Source organism: Lysinibacillus fusiformis, from assembly GCF_016925635.1.
GTDB classification, from domain to species: domain Bacteria; phylum Bacillota; class Bacilli; order Bacillales_A; family Planococcaceae; genus Lysinibacillus; species Lysinibacillus fusiformis_F.
Window position 1 is genome coordinate 2,602,710 of sequence record NZ_CP070490.1, and the last position, 14,167, is coordinate 2,616,876.

Below are 14,167 nucleotides of genomic sequence, written 5' to 3' on the forward strand. Positions count from 1 at the left end.
TGTGGAATTAAAACCGACAATGTTGCAGGAACGAATGGCAACATTAGATATTTTACGAGGTATTAGTTTAGTAGGTATCTTACTTGTAAATATGTATACCTTTTATTTGCCAATGCCGCATATTGATTTGGCATCATGGTTTACAACCCCATCGGATATTGTGTGGCAGAAAAATATAGATATTTATGTGCAAGGTAGCTTTTACCCGCTCTTTGCCATGCTATTTGGTTATGGACTGGCTATGCAGTGGCAGAAGGCTCAGAGTCGTGAACAAAACTTTTATACGCTAGGGCTTCGTAGACTGTCCATCCTTTTTGCCTTTGGTTTTGTCCATGCTGTGCTAATTTGGTGGGGCGACATATTAATGATGTATGCATTTTGTGGCGTTTTTTTAGTGCTTTTACTACGTTTGAGTCCTATCTGGCTATTAGCTAGTGCTTTGATCATTAATGGCTTGATGCAAGTTTTTATGCTCTTTGTGGTAGGGATTGTTAATTTTAATACAAAAGTAGATGACTACTTAGATATCGTATCAGTAGAGAAGGCCATCACGGCTTATGGGACAGGAGACTGGGTAGATGCCTTTATGCAACGCTTAACAGATTTATCGACGCAGGCAGGCATCGAGATGTGGTTTGTCGCACTGTTCACCATTTTACCGTATATGTTAATAGGTGCCGCTGCCTCTAAATGGCGTTTAGTAGAACGAGCTAAAGAATTGAAGTGGTTATGGCTGACATTAGCAATTGCCGGATTGGTCATCGGAATTGGTATGAAAAGCTTATCTATTATGTTTACAAGAACTTATTTACTAGATTATTTAAAGGTATACATAGGGGGTCCAATGCTATCGGTGGGCTATATCGGGGTTATTGTGTTACTTTGCTTAATGCCAATTGTGCCAAAGCTACTTAGTCCTTTTGCTAAAATTGGGCGCATGTCATTAACGATGTATATCCTTCAATCGATTATAGGCACTTGTTTATTCTATCAATTTGGTTTTGGCTGGTATGGCAAAGTAAGTGTGGAAACTGGGGTATTAATTGCTATTGGCATAATTGTTGTACAAATGATCATAGCAGAAATTTGGCTATCTAAGTGGAAACAAGGGCCGTTAGAGGCAATATGGCGTAAATTAACCTATAAGCAAAAGGTGGAAGTACGTTAATATATTCCTCCTCACATGCATATTTTATTAAGATATAACAACTTATAAAAATGTTGTCGCAAAAATGAGGTAATTTCTATCATATTGTTGTATTATGTAGAAAAAAGAAGGAGCTCTTTCAATCATGAAAATTTTATCATTCAAATTAGGTGGACATGTAAGCTTTGGACCAAAAGTAAAAAAAGAAGAAGCGGTATGGGACGTACTCGCTATTCAAAATGAACTTCAAGTTCTCCCTTCTTTTTCAAGTTCAATCGTGGATGGCATTGCTTTAGGCTTTGATTTTGTGGAACAGATTCGTAAATTAGTAGAAGCAGCAGAAAAATCAGGTAATGCTAGTAGTTTTAAACGTGAATTTACAGAGATCGAATGGCTTTCACCAATTCCACGTACACCTAAAAATATTATGTGTATTGGTAAAAACTATGATGAACATGCGAAGGAAATGGGTGCAGAAGCAGCACCAACGGATTTAATGGTATTTACAAAATCACCAACTGCAATTGCCGCTGATGGACAAACAATTTCTATTCATGCTGATCTTTCTTCAAAAATGGATTATGAAGGTGAGCTAGCTATCGTTATTGGGAAACGTGGCAAAAACATTCCTAAAAATTTAGCATTTGATTATGTATTTGGCTACACAATTGCCAATGATGTAACAGCTCGTGATTTACAAGAGAATCATAAACAATTCTTCTTGGGTAAAAGCTTAGACGGTACTTGCCCTCTTGGACCATACCTTGTGACAAAGGATGAAATTCCAAATCCACAAGACTTAACAGTTGTTACAAAGGTTAATGATGAAGTACGTCAAAACGGCTCTACGAAAGATATGATGTTCACTGTTGAAACACTAGTATCCATCCTATCAAAGCATGTGACATTAGAGCCAGGAGATGTTATTTTAACAGGTACGCCAGCAGGAGTTGGCAAAGGTATGAACCCGCCACAATTCTTAAAAGCTGGAGATACAGTAAAAGTATCCATTCAAGGAATCGGTACATTAGTCAACCATTTTGAATAATGATGATATCAATCCGCGGGAGTCCATACTCCGCGGATTTTTTACTTCTTTAAGGGAAGGTAACAGAAGTTAAAGCTGTTAGATCTAACGATGTAGAATCTTAATTGATGTAAATTATGTGAACACTATTGTAATATTTGAAACCCTTTCCATCGCATGGTAGGATAGAGTTTGATAGAAAAAGAATGAGGTGGGACAAACATGAGTTTTTTAACTAGCCAAACGCATTTGCATATTACTACGTGGGTAGTGGCTATTGTTATCTTTTTAATTGCGGCACTAATGGGCAAGCAATCAAAAGGCTTACATATGACATTACGTCTGTTTTATGTATTAATAATCATCACAGGTGGAGCATTATTTATCGAGGCAATGGACTATGGTCAAGGTATGCTTTACGGTTTTAAATTCTTAGGTGGCATACTTGTAATTGGTATGATGGAAATGGTATTAGTGCGCCAAAAGAAAAATAAACCAACAGGTATGTTTTGGATTTTATTTGCAGTATTCTTATTAATCACTTTGTTCCTAGGATTTAAACTACCAATGGGTCAAGATTTCTTAGCATAATGATTTAAAAGTCGTGAAGTAGTAGTTGCTTCACGGCTTTTATTTTGTAACCGAAAATGAAGACGTAATTGACACCTTTTTGCCGTAATTCATTTCGCATTTTCGCAAAATCTTTGGAAAAGATAGCGACGTGACTGAGTTATTTGGTAAAATGACGATGATTGGTTTGAAAGAGAGGGAATAACAGTGAAATTTAAGAAGTGGATAAGTGCAACGGCTGCATCACTTTTATTAGCAACTTCATTCGTAACTACTATACCAGTAGCCCATGCGGATGAATCAGCGACTAGAACGATAGCAGAAGAGAGCATCTATGATTTACTCGTTGACCGTTTCTTTAATGGCTCGGGCACAAACGATTTTGATACAAATACGCAGGACCCTTCGAAATTTGCGGGAGGCGATTTTACAGGTTTACAGGATAAACTGAAATTTATCGGTGAGATGGGCTATACGATTGTTTCCATTGGACCTATTTTTTCTACAGAGAAATACGATGGTTCAATGCCAACAAGCTATACTACAATCGAACGTCATTTTGGAACAACGGAAGAATTCCAAAGTATTGTAGAGGCCTATAAAGCTAAAAATATGTCTATTATGGTTGATTTTCCACTTACAAATGTGAGTCCAAATCATGAGTGGGCAAAGGATGCTTCAAAAGCAGATTGGGTTGCATCTACGAATAATGGACAAGTACAGTGGGATTTAGCGAATAAAGATGTGCAAGAGGCACTTATTCAAGCAGTAACTGAATTTGTTTCTACATATGACATCGGTGGTATTCGTTTAACAAATATTGCAGGGGCTGATACAGCGTTTATCAATGCAATGATAGCCGCATTAAAAGAGACAAAATCGTCCCTTTATGTCATTGCTAATGAAGAAAGTGATGCTGACTTTGATGCAACTTTCTCACCTGTAACGGCAGATATCTATCGTAATATGTTTAAAAACGTGGATATGGATTCCTCTAAATTAATGGAACCTTTTACAGGAGAAAAACCGACACAAATTATGGTGGATTCGCTTGAAACTCATCGTTTTACATTCGACTCTGCTAATGAAAATATGTTCCCACCTACACGCTTAAAAATGGCGATGGGTGCATTATTTATGCTACCAGGAATTCCTGTCGTACAATATGGTACCGAAATTGCTATGAATGGGGAAGCCAAACCAGATACACACCAGTTTTACAACTTTAAAACAGATGAAGAACTGATTGATTATATTAAAAATGTTCAATCTTTACGTAATCAATCAGCTACTTTGCGTAATGGTGATTTTGAAGTCATTACAAATGAAAATGGCCTTCTTGTCTTTACACGTACTTCTGATGAAGAAAAGTGGGTAATCATGGTTAATAATACTGGTAAAACACAACGCGTCGACTTAACGCCTGAACAACTTGGTGAAGGGAAAATGTTGAACGGGATTTTACATGAGGAAAAAGTTCGTATAAATGAAAAAGAAGTTTATCCTGTTATTTTAGATCGAGAAATGGTCGAGATTTATCAGGTTCGCAATGATGAAGGCTTAAACACGCCCTATATGGTGGCTTTAGGCTTAGTATGGTTGATCTTTATTGGTTTTGTAGTCATCATCATTAAACGAGGAAAAGTTCGCCGTCAGGAGCAAGACGTCCAACAATAATAGCACAACGAAAAAAGCATGCTAGGAGCCATCCTAGCATGCTTTTTATTAGCCTTCAAAGCTTTTATTTGTGAAGAAAATCGCAATAGTCCCTGGTCCTACATGTGAACCAATTGCGGAGCCAATCATAGTAATTTGCACAGCTTGAGGTGAAAAACGCTCCTGGATAGAGGCTTTTGCTTCATTTGCAAAGGCAGCATCATCACTATGGCTAATACCTATGATTTTATTTGTAAAGCTGCCGCCACGCTCCTGCATTAAATCTAACATACGATTAAGTGCCTTTTTTCGACCGCGCGACTTTTCAATCGGTACAAGTTTGCCATCTTCTACATTTAAAATAGGCTTAATACTAAGAAGGCCGCCTAAAAATGCACTGGCTTTTGATACTCGACCACCTTTTGCAAGGTAATCTAAGTCTTCTACTGTAAATAAATGCTCGACCTGAGGTGCAAGGGTATTTATTTTAGAGGCCATATCTTCTAAGGATACTCCTATATTTCGCAGTCGTACAGCTTCTTCCACGACAAGGCCATGTCCTAGTGATGCGCATTTTGAGTCGATAATGGCTAGTTTTAAGGAAGGATACTGCTCAAGTACCTGATTGCGAATCATTTGAGCAGTACTATATGTGCCTGATAATTCTGATGAAAACGCGATATAAATACCTTCTTCATCATTTTTGGCTAGCTCCTCAAAATGCTTCAAAAAGAGCTCAGGTGACACTTGTGATGTTTTTGGCTGAGCACCTTTGCGTATTGCATCATAGATCTCTTTGGAATCAATTGCAATCACATCTTCATATTCTTTGTTGTTCAATTGCACTCGTAAAGGGAGTAGCACGACATCATTTTCTTCATAGTAAGATTTTGGTAGATCACATCCACTATCCGTAAAAATCTTCATTCTCTTGTCCCCCTAATTTCAACTTACTTTTAAAGCTTTTTAACTTTCTTCAGTAGATACTCACTATAAATGGAAGGGGTACCACTGAATAAAGTTAAACTGGTAAAAATGGAATGTTAACTTGAACTTACTACTTAACTATGATAATTTCAAGCGATCGATGAGTATTTTTGCAATTCCATCATCATTATTCGTTGCAGTTATTTCATTTGCAATGTTTTTAAGACTTGAGATACCGTTCCCCATCGCTACACCAAGTCCAGCATATTCAATCATTTCTAAATCATTGTCTTCATCGCCAAACGCGATAATGCGCTCACGTGGGATACCTAAATCTTTTGCCACATGCGCTATGCCAACAGCTTTATTTAAACCTCGACGCACAATTTCAATAATATGAAGAGGTGCGCCCCAGCGACGATGCTCGATGACTTCAGCATGCACTGCCTGTAAATGATCACGTATAATAACCGAATTGGCTTCATTTGCCTGAATCAGCAAACTTGTGGGATTTTCCAAGAGATGTGTGTATAAATCACCAAGTGTAATTCTTGGATTCCCCATATTAAAAATATTTAAAATACGATCGTCTTCTGTGTGGACATAAATATCATCTTTTACCTCAGCGATAATATTTTCGTATTCATAACTGTTAATAGAATCAACAACATCATGTACGACACTTAAATCAATTGGTGTGTGCATATGTTGCCAAGAGACATTTTTAGGATGATGCACATATGCGCCATTAAAATTAACAATGGGTGTAGTGAGCCCAAGTTCATGATAATAAAGATCGCTTGCACGGTATGGACGTCCCGTCGCAATCATCACTTGATGCCCTTGTTCCTTAGCCTGCAATAATGTTTTTTTTGTTTTTGCAGAAATTTGTTGTTGATCTGTTAATAAAGTTCCATCTAAGTCTAATACGATTAAATGCGGTTTCATAGCTCGTTGCCCCTTTCCTATAGTTTGAATAGTATCTCTTTGTCTTACATTCGTCAAAATTTTGTCACAGTGAAAAAAGTTTGCTAACATAAAGATGAGATAATAGTTGGGAGTGACAATAATGTTTGTAGAAAAAGAAGTGTGGGGAAATATTCCTTTATTACATATACATACAGACAAGATGAATGAAGAAACCCCGGTAGTCATTTTTTTGCATGGCTTTATGAGTGCAAAAGAACATAACTTACACTATGCATACCAATTGGTGCATAAAGGGGTGCGTGTCCTATTGCCAGATGCAAAATTTCATGGTGAGCGTAGCGAAGGCCTAACGGAAATGCAAATGAATTTAAATTTTTGGGACATTGTTTTAAATTCTATTCATGAAGTACAACAATTATATGATGAATTAAAGAATAAAAAATTATTAGCTAGTCATAATATTGGCATAGCAGGTACCTCAATGGGTGGCATCGTGACATCAGGCTGTCTGAAGCTTTATGATTGGATACAAACAGCTGCAATATGTATGGGCGCACCTAGTTTTATTAAATTGGGTGAATATCAATTACAACAATTTGCTAAAAGCGGAGTAAACTGGCCTATGTCAGAGGAAGACGTAGAAAAAATTAATGATGTCCTTGCTAAATATGATGTCAGTCTAACACCAGAAAAATTCGCGGGTCGCCCTGTATTCTTTTGGCATGGTGAATTAGATAAAACAGTTCCTTTCAACGAAACGTATAAATTTTATGAAACATTACGGGAATACTATCAAGCAAACCCTGAATATTTAAAGTTCATGGTGAACAAAAGAGCTGGACATGCCGTACCGCGTGACGGTATGCTAGCAGCAACAGAATGGCTTGCACAGCATTTGGCATAACAGGATGCATCTGCTATGATAAGGTTAACACTATGATGGAAGGAGAAATACGAATGGATCAAGATATGAAAGACAGCATGTTTGGTGCTTTAGAAAATGTAATTGACCCTGAGCTTGGCATTGATATCGTTAACTTAGGTTTAGTATATGATGTGGATTTAGATGATGAAGGTGTCGCAACTGTTACAATGACCTTGACATCGATGGGCTGTCCACTTGGACCAGTCATTGTGGATCAAGTAAATACAGCATTAGGTGAACTTCCTGAAGTGAAAAGTACAAATGTGAATATTGTATGGAATCCACCTTGGTCAAAAGATAAAATGTCACGCTATGCAAAAATGGCATTAGGTGTACGTTAAAATGTAATATTAAACCCTGCTTATTCAAAAATAAGCAGGGTTTTTGCTTGTAACGAAATTAATCGATACGGCATATTTGTAATGGACAATTTTCACAGGCAATTTCATTTTTTAAAAATTGTAAATCATGAATGGTAATAAATCCTTTATCAAAAGTGATAATCTCATGTTTTTTTAAATCATTCAGCATGCGATTGATCATTTCACGACTTGTTGCACACAAATTCGCAATTTCTGTATTGGTTAGCTGAAAATCAATAAAAATCGAGCCATTTTCTAAAGGTTTACCATACGTATTGGAAAGTCGAATGAGCGTTGAAAATAGAGCACCTTTTTTACCGTTTAACACTAAATCACGCAAACGACTTTGATGCTTTAAGTTTTCTGTTTGCAACCACTTCATATATTCCACCATAATTGTCGGCTGCTCTTCTAGTAAATGCTCCAAAGATTTACGACTCAAAACATACAGCGTAGAGGGTTCTAAAACTTTGGCAGTCATCGAATTATAGACGAGATTACAAAATAATGAACCTTCTCCTATTATACTGTCAGGACCACAAATACGAATGGTTAATTCCTTGCCAGTTTCGGATTCTTGGCTAATCGAAATAACACCTGATTGGATGTAATAAATTTCTTTTGCCCGTTCTCCCTCTAGAAAAATTTTATTTCCTTTATTCACTTTGATAAAAACACCATGCTTTTGAAAAAGATCCTTAATTTTTTCAAACATATTATCCATTAAAACCATATCTCCAACACATCGCTTTCTTTTTGTAATAAATGGCGATTATTACAAAAGGATAGTGGATTTCGATACTAAAACATAGAAACATATCATTATTATAACGTAGATTTCCATAATAAGTGAAAAAAATTTAGTGCAATTTCTTTGCTAAGCATTGTCGAGTGATGTAAAATAAAGTTAGTCAAAAAAGGTCAAACTTTTTCAAATGAATAAGATAGGGTATATAAATAATGAGAAACATGAAAGTAAAGGAGTGCTAGCTATGCAATTTCAACAAACAGACAATAAAAAACCATTAGAGCAATTTGGACGTAATTTAATTGAAGAAGTGAAAAATGGCAAGATGGACCCTGTTATCGGGCGTGATGAAGAAATCCGGAATGTCATTCGTATTTTAACACGGAAAACGAAAAATAATCCTGTATTAATCGGTGAACCAGGAGTTGGTAAAACAGCGATTGTTGAAGGTTTAGCACAGCGTATTGTAAAAGGTGATGTACCAGAAGGCTTGAAAGAATGTGTGCTATATGAACTGGATATGAGTGCGCTAATCGCTGGTGCAAGCTATCGTGGGCAATTTGAAGAACGCTTAAAAGGTGTGCTAAAAGAAGTAAAAGATTCAGAAGGACAAATTATTCTATTTATTGATGAAATTCATACGATCGTAGGCGCAGGAAAAACAGATGGCGCTATGGACGCAGGAAATATGCTAAAGCCAATGCTAGCACGTGGTGAATTACACTGTATTGGTGCTACTACTTTAGATGAATATCGTATGTACATTGAAAAAGATCCCGCGTTAGAACGCCGATTCCAGCAAGTACTAGTGCGTGAGCCTTCTATAGAGGATACAGTATCCATTTTACGTGGCTTAAAAGAACGCTTTGAGTTGCATCATGCCGTACGTATTCATGACAGAGCCATTGTTGCGGCAGCAGAACTATCCAATCGATATATTACAGAGCGATTTTTACCCGATAAAGCGATTGATTTAATTGATGAGGCTTGTGCAATGATACGTACGGAAATTGATTCCATGCCACAGGAGTTAGACGCAGTCACTCGTCGTATTATGCAGCTAGAAATTGAAGAACAGGCATTACGTAAGGAGAAAGACGAGGCAAGTAAAAAACGTCTAGAGCAATTACGTGAGGAATTAACAAAGTTAAAAAAATCCTCTGAGGGCATGCGACAACAATGGGAAGCAGAAAAAGAAAAGCTTCACGATATCCAGAAAAAACGGGAAACATTGGATAAATATCGTCGTGATTTAGATGAGGCGGAAAGTAAATATGATTTAAATAAAGCTGCTGAATTACGTCATGGTAAAATTCCGACACTTGAAAAAGACATTCAGGCACTTGAAAAGGAATTAGAGAACGGTGCAGAATCTCGCATTTTACGTGAAGAGGTAACAGCAGATGAAATCGCTGCGATCGTTTCACGTTGGACAGGAATTCCTGTTACAAAATTAGTGGAGGGTGAGCGTGAAAAACTCTTACGTTTAAAGGATACATTACATGAACGTGTGGTTGGGCAAGATACAGCTGTTCAATTAGTGACAGAAGCTGTATGGCGTGCACGTGCAGGCATCAAAGATCCACACCGACCTATTGGTAGCTTTTTATTCTTAGGCCCAACTGGTGTAGGTAAAACAGAACTTGCCAAGGCACTTGCTGCACAGTTATTTGATTCAGAGGATCACTTTATTCGTATTGATATGAGTGAATACATGGAGAAACATAGTGTGTCCCGTCTTGTTGGTGCTCCTCCAGGTTATGTAGGCTATGAGGAAGGTGGACAACTAACAGAAGCCGTTCGCCGAAATCCTTATTCTGTGGTGCTACTAGATGAGATTGAAAAAGCTCATCCTGATGTGGCGAATATTTTATTGCAAATATTAGATGATGGACGCATTACAGATAGTCAGGGACGTATGGTGAATTTTACAAATACAGTGGTCATTTTAACTTCGAATATTGGTTCTAGTTATTTAATGGAAGCAAAAGAAAATGATGCTACTGTAGAAGACTTAGTCATGACAGCTCTAAGACAACATTTTAAACCAGAGCTATTAAACCGAATGGATGATATCATCTTCTTCCATGCTTTATCTACTAAACATTTTACAGCGATTGCTTGGAAGTATGTGGAGCAATTGATTCAACGTGTGGCAGAGCAAGAAATTACTTTATCTGTCGAGCAAGAAGTCATTGATTGGGTAGTACAGCAAGGCGCAGATGCCCAATTTGGAGCAAGACCACTAAAACGCTTTGTACAGCGACATATCGAAACAGCCGTTGCTAAAGAACTCTTACGCGGAGAAGTTTTACCAGAGGAGACATTGTATGTAAAAATGCGCGATGGCCAATGTGTTGTGGAGAAATAACAGAAAAAACCTGTTCGGCATGAAGCTGAACAGGTTTTTTCTAGCTGAATTAATGATGGTCTGCAGCTTCTGGTGTAGGGTCGTTTGGAATGATTGCTCCAATAATAAAGATAAGGATGGAGAATACAACCGAAACGATTGCCCCTGTTTTGAAATCAAATGGTACACCAAGTACAGAGCTGACTACGTAGTTTAACATAGAAACTAGTAGGAATGACCATATGAATGTTACGATATATTGCATTAATTTCACCTCAACCGAACTTTTTTCATCATAAGGTTTTACTCATATTCATTATCATATCATAACATAAATCAAAAAAAAATGAACCATTTATGTGAAACATGGCGATTTTGTCACAACAAATATGTGTTTTTGTATTTTATGTTTGGTGGTGTTAAAGTATTTAGGAATGGTTCTGAAATAGGGGAATGCGCTCCTAAGCTGGTGAAAAGGGCTCAGAAATAGTGGAAATCCGCTCCTAAACGGATAGAAAGCGCTCAAAAACAGGATGCCCCCGCTCAAAGATGGATGGAAAGCGCTCTAAAAAGGGAGAACCCCGCTCAAAGGTGGATGGAAAGCGCTCTAAAAAGGGAGAACCCCGCTCAAAGGTGGATGGAAAGCGCTCTAAAAAGGGAGAACCCCGCTCAAAGGTGGATGGAAAGCGCTCCAAAAAAGAAGGCCCCCGCTCAAAGGTGGATGGAAAGCGCTCTAAAAAGGGAGAACCCCGCTCAAAGGTGGATGGAAAGCGCTCTAAAAAGGGAGAACCCCGCTCAAAGGTGGATGGAAAGCGCTCCAAAAAAGAAGGCCCCCGCTCAAAGATGGATGAAAAGCGCTCTAAAAAAGAAGGGCCCCGCTCAAAAATGGAGAGAAAGCGCTCTAAAAAGGGAGAACCCCGCTCAAAGGTGGAGAGAAAGCGCTCTAAAAAGGGAGAACCCCGCTCAAAGATGGATGGAAAGCGCTCCAAAAAGGGAGAACCCCGCTCAAAGGTGGAGAGAAACCGCTCCAAAATAGGTGAACCCCGCTCTAGGTTCACTAAAAGCGCTCCAAAAACTAAAGAAACTGCTCAACAAAGGATAATAAACCCTCTAAAATAAAAGAACCCCATTTCATCAAATTCCTTCACCTCTATAATGAAACAACACCACGCTCATACACATAAAATTTAAATCATCTTGCGTCTTTCCTTTTGTATGCGTTATAATTATGACCAGTTACTAATAATTGATAGTAAGAAAGCTGAGGGGTTGCTATATGAACGCTGGTATTATAGGAATAGGCAAATATGTTCCTGAGAAGGTCGTTACAAATTTTGATTTGGAAAAAATAATGGATACTTCGGATGAATGGATTCGTACTCGAACAGGCATTGAAGAACGTCATTTTGCGGCAGATGATCAGGAAACTTCAGATTTAGCAGTAGCTGCTGCAAAAGAAGCTATTGCAAATGCGGGGATTACGCCTGAGGAAATTGGTTTAATTCTTGTAGCAACTGTCACACAGGATCAAAATTTTCCAAGTGTAGCATGTATGGTTCAGGAACAACTCGGAGCAGTGAATGCTGCAGCGATGGATCAAGCAGCAGCATGTGCAGGATTTATATATAGCTTAGTGACAGCAAAGCATTTTGTTGAGGCAAATGCTTATAAATATGTCTTAGTAGTAGGTGTAGAAAAGCTGTCGAAAGTCGTTGATTGGGAAGATCGTAATACAGCTGTATTATTTGGCGATGGTGCTAGTGCAGCTATCGTTGGGCCAGTATCTGAAGGTAGAGGTATTTTATCATTCGAACTTGGTGCAGACGGTACAGGCGGAAAGAATCTTTACTTATCGAAGCAAGACACAATTGCGATGAATGGTCGTGAAGTGTTTAAGTTTGCTGTGCGTCAAATGGGTGAATCGGCTGTTAATGTATTAGAAAAAGCGGGATTAACAAAAGAAGATGTTGATTTTTTAGTGCCGCATCAGGCAAATATACGAATTATGGAATCTGCTCGTGAACGATTAGAGCTACCACCAGAAAAAATGTCAAAAACGATTCATAAATACGGAAATACTTCAGCAGCATCTATTGGGATTTCCTTGGTAGATGAGCTCGAAGCAGGTAAGATTAAAGAGGATGATTTATTAGTCCTTGTAGGTTTTGGTGGCGGCTTAACATGGGGTGCCGTAGCCATGAGATGGGGAAAATAAGTAGGAAAAATGCTTGAGGGGAGTAAGACAATGAGTAAACGACGAGTAGTAATTACAGGAATTGGCGCAGTTACACCACTAGGAAATAGCATCGAAGAAACATGGGCAAACATTAAAGCTGGTAAATCTGGCATAGGTGAGCTGACACGTTTAAATAAAGATCTTTTTGCAGCAAAAATCGCAGCAGAAGTGAAGGACTTCGATATTGAAAAATATATTGATCGTAAAGAAGCACGTAAAATGGATCGTTTCACACAATACGCATTAGCTGCTTCCATTATGGCTATGGAAGATGCACAGCTAACAATTGATGAAGAGCTAGCTCCACGTGCAGGTGTATGGATTGGCTCTGGTATCGGTGGAATGGAAACATATGAACAACAATTTTTAACATTCCAAGAGCGTGGTGCAAGACGTGTTAGTCCATTCTTTATTCCAATGATGATTCCTGATATGGCTTCGGGCCAAGTTTCTATTCACTTTGGTGCAAAGGGAATTAACTCTTGCTCTGTAACGGCATGTGCTTCGGGTACAAACTCTATAGGGGATGCCTTTAAAGTAATTGAACGTGGGGATGCAGATGTAATGATTTCGGGTGGTGCTGAATCACCAATCGTAACAATGGCTGTGGCAGGCTTCTGTGCCAATACAGCTTTATCATTAAATCAAGACCCACAAGCAGCATGTCGCCCATTCGATAAAAACCGCGATGGCTTTATTATCGGAGAAGGTGCAGGTATCGTTATTTTAGAAGAATATGAACATGCAAAAGCTCGTGGTGCCAAAATCTATGCTGAAGTTTTAGGTTATGGTGCAACAGGTGATGCACATCACATTACGGCTCCAGCTCCAGAGGGTGAAGGTGCAGCACGTGCGATGACGCAAGCGTTAACAGATGGTGGCGTAGAGCCATCACAAGTTGATTATATTAATGCTCATGGTACGAGTACGCCATACAATGATTTATTTGAAACACAAGCTGTTAAAACTGCTTTTGGTGAGCATGCGTATAAGCTTGCAATGAGCTCTACAAAATCGATGACGGGTCACTTATTAGGAGCAGCTGGTGGTGTGGAAGCGATTTTCACAGCATTAGCCCTTAAAGAAGGGATTTTACCTCCTACAATCAATTTAAAAGATTCTGATCCTGAATGTGATTTAGATTATGTTCCAAACGAAGCAAGAGAGGCAAGTATTCAATACGCAATGAGTAATTCTCTTGGTTTTGGTGGTCACAACGCAAGTCTTCTATTCAAAAAATATGAAGCCTAATATGTAAACATAAAAAACGTCAGCCGAATTTAAATGGC

Annotated in this window: 14 protein-coding genes; 10 read left to right on the forward strand and 4 right to left on the reverse strand. The window is 38.3% G+C overall.

Annotated features, from left to right (window positions below):
• Position 1 precedes the first annotated feature (1 nt).
• The 4 genes from JTI58_RS12670 to JTI58_RS12685 all read left to right on the forward strand — a co-directional run bounded on the left by JTI58_RS12670 (position 2) and on the right by JTI58_RS12685 (position 4,421).
• Positions 2 to 1,168 (forward strand): DUF418 domain-containing protein, encoded by a 1,167-nt coding sequence (locus tag JTI58_RS12670; protein ID WP_205441344.1) that lies wholly within the window; start codon positions 2 to 4, stop codon positions 1,166 to 1,168.
• Positions 1,169 to 1,292: 124 nt separating this feature from the next.
• Complete coding sequence (locus JTI58_RS12675) at positions 1,293 to 2,195, forward strand: fumarylacetoacetate hydrolase family protein (RefSeq protein ID WP_205441346.1); 903 nt, start codon at positions 1,293 to 1,295, stop codon at positions 2,193 to 2,195.
• 201 nt (positions 2,196 to 2,396) lie between these two features.
• Positions 2,397 to 2,765, forward strand: a complete 369-nt coding sequence (locus JTI58_RS12680) for a YisL family protein (protein WP_205441348.1) — start codon at positions 2,397 to 2,399, stop codon at positions 2,763 to 2,765.
• Between the two features lie 186 nt (positions 2,766 to 2,951).
• Entirely contained in the window at positions 2,952 to 4,421 is a 1,470-nt protein-coding gene (locus tag JTI58_RS12685; protein ID WP_205441350.1) for an alpha-amylase family glycosyl hydrolase, read from the forward strand.
• 48 nt (positions 4,422 to 4,469) lie between these two features.
• Here JTI58_RS12685 and JTI58_RS12690 read toward each other — a convergent pair whose 3' ends face one another.
• Positions 4,470 to 5,327 carry a DegV family protein gene (locus JTI58_RS12690; RefSeq protein WP_205441352.1) on the reverse strand — a complete coding sequence of 286 codons (858 nt, stop codon included), beginning with the start codon at positions 5,325 to 5,327 and terminating at the stop codon, positions 4,470 to 4,472.
• Between the two features lie 138 nt (positions 5,328 to 5,465).
• Positions 5,466 to 6,275, reverse strand: coding sequence for a Cof-type HAD-IIB family hydrolase (locus JTI58_RS12695; RefSeq protein ID WP_205441354.1), 810 nt, complete (start codon positions 6,273 to 6,275; stop codon positions 5,466 to 5,468).
• Positions 6,276 to 6,396: 121 nt separating this feature from the next.
• Between JTI58_RS12695 and JTI58_RS12700 the strand changes: the two genes are divergently transcribed.
• Both JTI58_RS12700 and JTI58_RS12705 read left to right on the forward strand, forming a co-directional pair.
• Positions 6,397 to 7,161: a prolyl oligopeptidase family serine peptidase gene (locus JTI58_RS12700; RefSeq protein ID WP_205441356.1), complete on the forward strand. Its 765-nt coding sequence runs from the start codon at positions 6,397 to 6,399 to the stop codon at positions 7,159 to 7,161.
• Positions 7,162 to 7,214: 53 nt separating this feature from the next.
• Entirely contained in the window at positions 7,215 to 7,523 is a 309-nt protein-coding gene (locus tag JTI58_RS12705; RefSeq protein WP_036120908.1) for a metal-sulfur cluster assembly factor, read from the forward strand.
• Positions 7,524 to 7,581: 58 nt separating this feature from the next.
• On the opposite strand, the gene JTI58_RS12710 is transcribed toward JTI58_RS12705, so the two are convergent.
• Entirely contained in the window at positions 7,582 to 8,268 is a 687-nt protein-coding gene (locus tag JTI58_RS12710; RefSeq protein WP_205441358.1) for a Crp/Fnr family transcriptional regulator, read from the reverse strand.
• A 268-nt stretch (positions 8,269 to 8,536) separates the two neighbouring features.
• Here JTI58_RS12710 and JTI58_RS12715 point away from each other — a divergent pair, with 268 nt between their 5' ends.
• Positions 8,537 to 10,663, forward strand: coding sequence for an ATP-dependent Clp protease ATP-binding subunit (locus JTI58_RS12715; RefSeq protein ID WP_205441360.1), 2,127 nt, complete (start codon positions 8,537 to 8,539; stop codon positions 10,661 to 10,663).
• A gap of 49 nt (positions 10,664 to 10,712) precedes the next feature.
• Here the strand turns inward: JTI58_RS12715 and JTI58_RS12720 are convergent, their stop codons facing one another.
• Positions 10,713 to 10,907, reverse strand: coding sequence for a YjzD family protein (locus JTI58_RS12720; protein ID WP_004227469.1), 195 nt, complete (start codon positions 10,905 to 10,907; stop codon positions 10,713 to 10,715).
• 284 nt (positions 10,908 to 11,191) lie between these two features.
• Between JTI58_RS12720 and JTI58_RS12725 the strand changes: the two genes are divergently transcribed.
• The 3 genes from JTI58_RS12725 (at position 11,192) to fabF (ending at position 14,129) form a co-directional block, all read left to right on the forward strand.
• Complete coding sequence (locus JTI58_RS12725) at positions 11,192 to 11,761, forward strand: hypothetical protein (protein WP_205441362.1); 570 nt, start codon at positions 11,192 to 11,194, stop codon at positions 11,759 to 11,761.
• Between the two features lie 157 nt (positions 11,762 to 11,918).
• Complete coding sequence (locus JTI58_RS12730; protein WP_205441364.1) at positions 11,919 to 12,857, forward strand: beta-ketoacyl-ACP synthase III; 939 nt, start codon at positions 11,919 to 11,921, stop codon at positions 12,855 to 12,857.
• A 30-nt stretch (positions 12,858 to 12,887) separates the two neighbouring features.
• Positions 12,888 to 14,129 carry a beta-ketoacyl-ACP synthase II gene (gene fabF / locus JTI58_RS12735; RefSeq protein ID WP_205441366.1) on the forward strand — a complete coding sequence of 414 codons (1,242 nt, stop codon included), beginning with the start codon at positions 12,888 to 12,890 and terminating at the stop codon, positions 14,127 to 14,129.
• The last annotated feature ends 38 nt before the right edge of the window (positions 14,130 to 14,167 follow it).

Excerpts from the sequence above, each read along its gene's own strand:
- JTI58_RS12675 (WP_205441346.1), top strand. The coding sequence starts at position 1,293 with ATGAAAATTTTATCATTCAAATTAGGTGGACATGTAAGCTTTGGACCA.
- JTI58_RS12680 (WP_205441348.1), top strand. The coding sequence starts at position 2,397 with ATGAGTTTTTTAACTAGCCAAACGCATTTGCATATTACTACGTGGGTA.
- JTI58_RS12690 (WP_205441352.1), bottom strand. The coding sequence starts at position 5,327 with ATGAAGATTTTTACGGATAGTGGATGTGATCTACCAAAATCTTACTAT.
- JTI58_RS12695 (WP_205441354.1), bottom strand. The coding sequence starts at position 6,275 with ATGAAACCGCATTTAATCGTATTAGACTTAGATGGAACTTTATTAACA.
- JTI58_RS12700 (WP_205441356.1), top strand. The coding sequence starts at position 6,397 with ATGTTTGTAGAAAAAGAAGTGTGGGGAAATATTCCTTTATTACATATA.
- JTI58_RS12705 (WP_036120908.1), top strand. The coding sequence starts at position 7,215 with ATGGATCAAGATATGAAAGACAGCATGTTTGGTGCTTTAGAAAATGTA.
- JTI58_RS12710 (WP_205441358.1), bottom strand. The coding sequence starts at position 8,268 with ATGGATAATATGTTTGAAAAAATTAAGGATCTTTTTCAAAAGCATGGT.
- JTI58_RS12715 (WP_205441360.1), top strand. The coding sequence starts at position 8,537 with ATGCAATTTCAACAAACAGACAATAAAAAACCATTAGAGCAATTTGGA.
- JTI58_RS12720 (WP_004227469.1), bottom strand. The coding sequence starts at position 10,907 with ATGCAATATATCGTAACATTCATATGGTCATTCCTACTAGTTTCTATG.
- JTI58_RS12725 (WP_205441362.1), top strand. The coding sequence starts at position 11,192 with ATGGATGGAAAGCGCTCTAAAAAGGGAGAACCCCGCTCAAAGGTGGAT.
- JTI58_RS12730 (WP_205441364.1), top strand. The coding sequence starts at position 11,919 with ATGAACGCTGGTATTATAGGAATAGGCAAATATGTTCCTGAGAAGGTC.
- fabF (WP_205441366.1), top strand. The coding sequence starts at position 12,888 with ATGAGTAAACGACGAGTAGTAATTACAGGAATTGGCGCAGTTACACCA.